Origin of the sequence: Mycolicibacterium arseniciresistens (assembly GCF_030519285.1) — a bacterium.
GTDB lineage: Bacteria > Actinomycetota > Actinomycetes > Mycobacteriales > Mycobacteriaceae > Mycobacterium > Mycobacterium arseniciresistens.
Map to the genome: position 1 here is coordinate 20107 of NZ_JAUMSQ010000029.1, position 1196 is coordinate 21302.

General features: G+C 63.3%; 1 protein-coding gene. It reads left to right on the top strand.

Annotated features, from left to right (window positions below):
• Positions 1 to 685 precede the first annotated feature (685 nt).
• Positions 686 to 1183: a DUF2505 domain-containing protein gene (locus Q2100_RS07050; protein WP_302913418.1), complete on the top strand. Its 498-nt coding sequence runs from the start codon at positions 686 to 688 to the stop codon at positions 1181 to 1183.
• Positions 1184 to 1196 lie beyond the last annotated feature (13 nt).

Here is a 1196-nt window from a genome sequence, read left to right on the forward strand (position 1 = left end):
CCCTGTACTCACACCCCGGCACCATGCTGAGGCATGGCGCCGCCTGATCGCAAACGCTGGACACCCCAGTGGGGCATCAACTGACCGATGAAGAGTAACCCATGCCTGAAAGCCGCATATGGGCTTGTGCCCGACGCGATATGCGATCGGGATGATCGCTTGATACGTGCACGGACGTACGGATTTTTCTGTTGCTCTAGCAAATGACGCGAAGCGCTACTAAGTGCGCCCGTCGTGTTATCGGCAGCAACCCTGCCACCGACCTGTGTCAGGCGTCACAACTGGGTAAGAATCTCCCGCGGCCACGGCGTGGCGAATTTTTTAGGTCCCTCGGTCGACGTTGCCCGGAGCAGTGATCGTGAAGTCAGAACCCCCCGATTTTGTCGGGATGCGCGAAGGAGGCGTCACCAAAATGTAATCCTTACGTATTCCGTGATCAGGGACGAATCGGGCCCTCCGGGCACCGATTTTGAGGCCTTGCGTGAACTGGCGATGCCGTCAATTAGCTGGCTGTGGTCCCCAGCGTCACCGCCAGGCACCTCGCCACGTCGAGGCTCGAGGGATCTCGACACCTCCCGTTCGCCGAATGTTTCGAAAGCCTCACCCGGGGCCGCGCTTCGCCCCGCATTTCGGCGGTGGGGTCGACAATGTGCGGGCACGGTACGCAACGGAGGTGGATGCAGGCATGACACGAACCCTCGACTTCGAGGTCGAATCGGCGATCAGCGTCGAACAGATCCATGCCGCATATTCCGACGCGGACTACTGGACGTCACGACTGGCGAACTACGGCGACAACGGCCGTCTCGACGCCATCGACGTCGTCGACGGCCTCGTACAGGTCGTCACCGTCCAGGACCTGCGGAGCGCCCTGCTGCCCAAGCCGTTCGGAAAGCTGTATCCGCGGGACCTGGAGATCGTCCAGGACCAGAGGTGGACCCTCGTCGACGGCGAGCTGCACGGCGAGGTCCGCATCGAGGCACGTGGCGCACCGGGTTCCGGTCACAGCAGCGTGGTGCTGGCTCCGGCGGGCGGCGGCTCGCAGCTGCGCTGTACCGCGATGTTGAAGGTGGACGTCCGGTTCGTCGGCGGCGCGATCGAAGGCATGCTCGCCCGCCAGATGGTCGACGACACCCCCGAGATGCTGCGCTTCACCGCAGGGTGGCTGAACGAGCAGGTGTAGTGGTCGCGCCCGG